We start from the raw sequence: 4,549 nt of genomic DNA, 5'->3' as shown, positions 1-4,549 counted from the left end.
GGCGCGCTTGCGGCCCCACAGGTCCGCGATCCGGCCGCCGAACAGGAGCAGACCGCCGAAGGCGAGGGCGTAGGCCGTGACGACCCACTGCCGGTCGCCGTCGGAGATGCCCAGATCCTGCTGGGCGGAGGGCAGGGCGATGTTCACGATGGTGGCGTCGAGGACGACCATCGGCTGGGCGAGCGCGATGAACACAAGCGCTTTCCAGCGGTTGGCGTGCGCGTCACCGGCAGCCTTGAAGGCTGTTCGAGACATGAAGGTATCCGCTTCGGGGCTTCGTGAGGAAAAAGCTGGCTGAAGGTGCCTGAGGACGTGCCTCGAAGGAATCGCCGCTCTCCGCGAGGGCCTCCGCCGCGGAAGAGGTGACTTCTTTTCCGGCGATTCCCGCTCGCGTCGTCACGCTCGGCGGCGCTCCGCCCCCAGACCCCCGCCCCGTGCCCGGTCAGGGCGTGAGGTCGATGATGCGGAGCGGCTGGTCCTGCAGACGGCCTGCCGCGTGGACAGCCATCCGCTGGGCCGCCCGTCCTCGATCGGGGAGTTGGCGAAGGCGGCTACGAGGACGGGGCCGACACGGTGAGCGAGTTCCAAGCGGTAGCGATAGCCGGAGAAACTGTTGGACTCATCCCCGCCGTCCAGGTTGATCTGGACAGCGGCGGTACGCCGCATCATGACGCGGCCCGAGGGGCCCTCGCGGTCGAAAAACCTCTCCATGGCCCGGTAGCGGGAATGGTGGGGCTCTCAGGTGCGGTCCCGGAACTGGAACGCAGTCCGTTCCGGGACTCGCCTGAGGATGGACGGTCTCCCTGTCGCCCGCCTTCCGACGGGCGAGGGCGTCAGACCCGGACCGTCTTGAGGGCGCGGGCCCAGGACTCCAGCTGGTCGAACAGGGTGGTCGCGGCAGCGTCGTGCTGCTCGCCCGGCTTGAAGACGGAGAAGTTCTCGAAGTCGGTGAACAGCGAGAAGGACAGCTGCTGACGCACGTGGGCCAACTGCAGTTCGCTGGCCACGCCCCGCAGGTGCTCGATGGCCCGAGCGCCGCCGAGAGAACCATAGGAGACGAAAGCGGCGGCCTTGTTGTTCCACTCGCCGTACAGGTAGTCGATCGCGTTCTTGAGTACGCCGGAGGTGGAGTGGTTGTACTCGGGGGTCACGAATATGTACCCGTCGAACTCGGCGATCTTGGCCGCCCACGCCTTGGTGTGCTCACCCTGGTACTGACCCATGGCCGGCGGAATGGCCTCGTCCAGGTGGGGCAGCGGGTACTCGGCGAGGTCGACCAGCTCGTACTCGACGCCGGCGCGGGCGCCGGACCGGTCCACCACCCAGTCCGCGACAACCTTGCCGTTGCGACCGGGACGGGTGCTGCCGAGGATGACGGCGATCTTCAGGTCACTCATGCGGTCTCCTCCTTGATGGGCCGCCGATGCGAGGCCGACCCATTCACTTGAACTTTCATGACACATCCTAGGGCAGTGACTCATGAAAATTCAAATGTGAGCCGCGACTCGTGAACGTTCACGCCAGATAGACTCCGGGCATGCCTGAACAGCCTCCGCACCCGAACGATCAGCGCCGCTGGCTGACCCCGGCAGAGCTGGAGACATGGCAGCAATTCGGCCTGATGATGCACAGACTGCCAACCGCCCTGGAAGCGCAGCTGCAGCAGGACGCGCACCTCAGTTACATCGAGTACTACGTCCTCGCCGGACTGTCCGACCAGCCGGGACACCGCATGCGCATGAGCGACCTGGCCGTCCTCGCCAACTCCGAGCAGTCCCGTCTCTCCCACATGATCAGCAGGCTGGAACGCCGGGGTTTCGTCCGCCGCGAACCCGACCCCACCAACGGCCGCTACACCCAAGCGATCCTGACCGACGCCGGCTACGCCCATCTCGCCGAAGCCGCCCCAGGACACGTGGCCCGGGTACGCGACCTCGTCTTCGACGTTCTAGACCCCGCCGAACTGGACAACCTGCGCACCGCCGCCGAGAAGATCAGCGCGAGGATCGACCGCCGGGAGCAGCAGAACTGCCCCCGCAAGGACACCGCCCCTCGGCTGCCACAGCGGGACGCCACGCCATGATGGACCTCGATGCGACCGACGCCGGGCATCCGACGTCGCTCGCATCGACCGGGCAACGGCTGTCACGGTGGCGATACTCTTCCCCGTCCCAGGCGTGGTGGAGCCGAGAGCCGATGCCGGATCGACAACACCATCGCCGCCCCCGCCGCGCCACCCTGGCGTGAAAACCAACTCGACTCCACCCAACGCGGGACAGTCCGAGATCTCTGCCGAACCCGGGGTGCCGACTGGCCAGGGAGGGACTTGGCCCTTCGTTCGTCGGCGATCATGACGCGCCACACGTGGTCGGCCGGGCGGCGTTTCAAGCACCGCTTCGCTTCCTTCGGCGTCTTGCCCTCGGAGAGTTTGCGCTGGTAGTAGGCGTGTCCGGGTGATTTCGGCATCCGTATCTGCACGACCGCGATGGTGTGGAGGACAGAGTTGAGCTGGCGGTCGCCGGAGCGGGAGAGCCGGTGGCGGGCACCAGCTGGTACCAGTCTCGGCCGGAGCGGGCCAGACGGGACATCTCGATCCCCAGCACGAGTCCGACGTGGTCCAGCCCAATCTCGGTGACCAGACGCTGGAAGCCGGTGCGGGCCACCGCACTGGACCCCGACTTACCCGGGTCCTCGTCGATCACCAGGATCCGGTCCGCCTGCCAGCCCAGCGCGACCGCCCGGTCCACCAGGGCGTACTGCAACCGGGTCGACTCCTGGTGGTCGACGAGCTGCTGACGGGTGGACTGCCGGACATAGATCACCGCGAGCCGCTGCAGGTGGCGGTCGTCGATCTTGCTGCCGGGCCGCTCCCACTGCATCACCGAGGCCATCGCCGGTCCTGCTCACTCGCTGTTGCGATGACCGACAACGCGCGGCTCGCCAGCCGCACCAACTGCCCCACCACCGCCTGCCGGTTCACCTCCGGCAGCGCTGCCCACACCTGTCCGTCCCACACCCCCGGTATCGTCCTCTGGGGCCGACGTCACTGTCGTCGCGCATGACGACCTGTTCCCCTCGTCGCTCAGCCGGCCCCGCAACCGTTGGGCCACAGCGACCAACCGCTGCAGGCCCTCACGGCCGATTATCGGCATCCGCTCACTGCTTTGACTATCCATAAGCGCACTGTGCTTGGGCGATGGAGCGCACCCTGAGCTGGCTGATGCGCTCGCGGCGCCTGGCCCGCGACTACGAAACTCGGCCCGCCACCAGCGAAGCCGTCGTGCAGTGGTCGATGGCCATGCTCATGGGACGGCGCCTCGCCCGCCGCCGCACCTGATCACTCACTCCTCAGGGCATCGGAGCGTGAACAGGCCCGGCCCGTGTTCAGCCAGCCAGCCCCGTTCGACCAGCCGCTTCGCCTTGACCCGCACACCCTCGACCTTCGCGGGCACCAACTCCAGGCCCAACCGAGCAGCCAGGTCCTCCCCGCCACCGGCGGCCTCCAGCACGGCCAACAGCCTCCGGTACTCCGGAGCGAGCACCTGAGCCGTGACACCCTCACGCCACTCGGGGACCACCGACCCGGCCACGGGCTCCTTCACCACGGCCGGAACCGGTGCCGGCCGGACCCTCCTGCGGCACAGCACCTGCGACCAAGGCCTCGGCCAGTTCCGCGAGCGCGACGACCCGCCGTTCCAGCACGACTTCGGCCTCTGCCAGCTCGGCACGAACCCGGTCCGTCTCGGCGCGCAGTTCCTCCACCCGGACCCGGGCAGCCGACTCCCGAGCCTCCAACAGCCCCATCACCGACGGCACCTGCATACCTCCCCGACGAAACAACACGACGTGTCGTCCCTGCCGCAGAACCATCGACATCATGCCTGAGCAGGTAAAACGCAGCAGTCACATTCGGAAACACAACAGCTTCTTACCGAATCGCTTCAGCCAGGTCTGTCACTAGGACGTCGGCCACCAGTTCCTCGACCACAGCGATGCCGTGCCCGCTCAGCCCTTTGGCCGGCCTGGCGGCCGCGGCGGTTGGCGATCCATGTGCCGAGTGCGGTTCGGAATGTTGACTGCCCCGGCGCAGGGGATGCGTCGAGGCAGTCCGGCATCGTGGCCAGTTAGCTGAGTGAGGTGAGGAGGGTGTTGAGTGCCTTGACCTCGGTGGCCTTGTCGGGGTTCGAAGCGCGTAGCGCGGTCAGGACGTGGTCGATTTCGCTGTCGAGGAAGTGCCAGGACTGCTCGCTCTTGGGCTCAAGGGTGGGCTGGCCATCGTCCCAAGCGGTCTCGAGGTCGGTCACTCGGGTGGTCGCGGCTTGCTGGTTGCCCGAGTTGAGCTTTGCCAGGGTGTCAGCTGTGATCGTGCGGAACTTCGCGATCTCAGCCGGAGGGAACGGCGACGTCGCCTGCTTCGGGGTGAGGTGGGCGGTCACAGGTGCCGGGGTGTCGGACTCGCTGGCCGCCGCCGCGTGGGGCTGCTGGTGTGCCCAGACGAGAAGCGCTGCAGTTGCGACCGCTACAACGGCGTAGTAACCGAGCATGATCC

At 67.4% G+C, this 4,549-nt stretch carries 7 protein-coding genes and 3 pseudogenes; 2 read left to right on the top strand and 8 right to left on the bottom strand.

Annotated elements, in window-relative coordinates:
• The 3 genes and pseudogenes from ACFYXB_RS45560 to ACFYXB_RS45550 form a co-directional block, all read right to left on the bottom strand.
• The coding region (locus ACFYXB_RS45560; protein WP_389591375.1) for an MFS transporter at window positions 1-255 on the bottom strand (255 nt) is incomplete at its 3' end.
• Between the two features lie 141 nt (window positions 256-396).
• Window positions 397-714: pseudogene (locus ACFYXB_RS45555) on the bottom strand (glutamate-cysteine ligase family protein); the annotation flags it as partial.
• Between the two features lie 119 nt (window positions 715-833).
• On the bottom strand, window positions 834-1,397 hold the full coding sequence (locus ACFYXB_RS45550; protein WP_388507761.1) for an NADPH-dependent FMN reductase: 564 nt from the start codon (window positions 1,395-1,397) through the stop codon (window positions 834-836).
• 140 nt (window positions 1,398-1,537) lie between these two features.
• Between ACFYXB_RS45550 and ACFYXB_RS45545 the strand changes: the two genes are divergently transcribed.
• Window positions 1,538-2,083 (top strand): MarR family winged helix-turn-helix transcriptional regulator, encoded by a 546-nt coding sequence (locus ACFYXB_RS45545; protein WP_389591373.1) that lies wholly within the window; start codon window positions 1,538-1,540, stop codon window positions 2,081-2,083.
• 62 nt (window positions 2,084-2,145) lie between these two features.
• Here ACFYXB_RS45545 and ACFYXB_RS45540 read toward each other — a convergent pair whose 3' ends face one another.
• Both ACFYXB_RS45540 and ACFYXB_RS45535 read right to left on the bottom strand, forming a co-directional pair.
• Window positions 2,146-2,559, bottom strand: a complete 414-nt coding sequence (locus tag ACFYXB_RS45540; RefSeq protein ID WP_389591377.1) for a transposase — start codon at window positions 2,557-2,559, stop codon at window positions 2,146-2,148.
• A 44-nt stretch (window positions 2,560-2,603) separates the two neighbouring features.
• Window positions 2,604-2,879 (bottom strand): annotated as a pseudogene (locus tag ACFYXB_RS45535) (recombinase family protein); the annotation flags it as partial.
• A 317-nt stretch (window positions 2,880-3,196) separates the two neighbouring features.
• Between ACFYXB_RS45535 and ACFYXB_RS45530 the strand changes: the two are divergent.
• Window positions 3,197-3,337 carry a hypothetical protein gene (locus ACFYXB_RS45530; RefSeq protein WP_389591372.1) on the top strand — a complete coding sequence of 47 codons (141 nt, stop codon included), beginning with the start codon at window positions 3,197-3,199 and terminating at the stop codon, window positions 3,335-3,337.
• Between the two features lie 4 nt (window positions 3,338-3,341).
• On the opposite strand, the gene ACFYXB_RS45525 is transcribed toward ACFYXB_RS45530, so the two are convergent.
• The 3 genes and pseudogenes from ACFYXB_RS45525 to ACFYXB_RS45515 all read right to left on the bottom strand — a co-directional run.
• Window positions 3,342-3,590 (bottom strand): hypothetical protein, encoded by a 249-nt coding sequence (locus ACFYXB_RS45525; protein WP_389591371.1) that lies wholly within the window; start codon window positions 3,588-3,590, stop codon window positions 3,342-3,344.
• Window positions 3,559-3,822: a hypothetical protein gene (locus tag ACFYXB_RS45520; RefSeq protein WP_389591369.1), complete on the bottom strand. Its 264-nt coding sequence runs from the start codon at window positions 3,820-3,822 to the stop codon at window positions 3,559-3,561. The genes ACFYXB_RS45525 and ACFYXB_RS45520 overlap by 32 nt, the downstream gene beginning before the upstream one ends.
• A gap of 302 nt (window positions 3,823-4,124) precedes the next feature.
• Window positions 4,125-4,549: pseudogene (locus ACFYXB_RS45515) on the bottom strand (hypothetical protein); the annotation flags it as partial.

Source organism: Streptomyces sp. NPDC002619, from assembly GCF_042889305.1.
Lineage (GTDB): Bacteria > Actinomycetota > Actinomycetes > Streptomycetales > Streptomycetaceae > Streptomyces.
Note: the sequence above shows the minus strand (reverse complement) of the source record. Positions and strands in the feature narration are given on the sequence as shown.

What these genes read in the sequence shown, in the direction of transcription:
- ACFYXB_RS45550 (WP_388507761.1), bottom strand. Translation starts at nt 1,397, where the DNA reads ATGAGTGACCTGAAGATCGCCGTCATCCTCGGCAGCACCCGTCCCGGT.
- ACFYXB_RS45545 (WP_389591373.1), top strand. Translation starts at nt 1,538, where the DNA reads ATGCCTGAACAGCCTCCGCACCCGAACGATCAGCGCCGCTGGCTGACC.
- ACFYXB_RS45530 (WP_389591372.1), top strand. Translation starts at nt 3,197, where the DNA reads ATGGAGCGCACCCTGAGCTGGCTGATGCGCTCGCGGCGCCTGGCCCGC.
- ACFYXB_RS45520 (WP_389591369.1), bottom strand. Translation starts at nt 3,822, where the DNA reads ATGCAGGTGCCGTCGGTGATGGGGCTGTTGGAGGCTCGGGAGTCGGCT.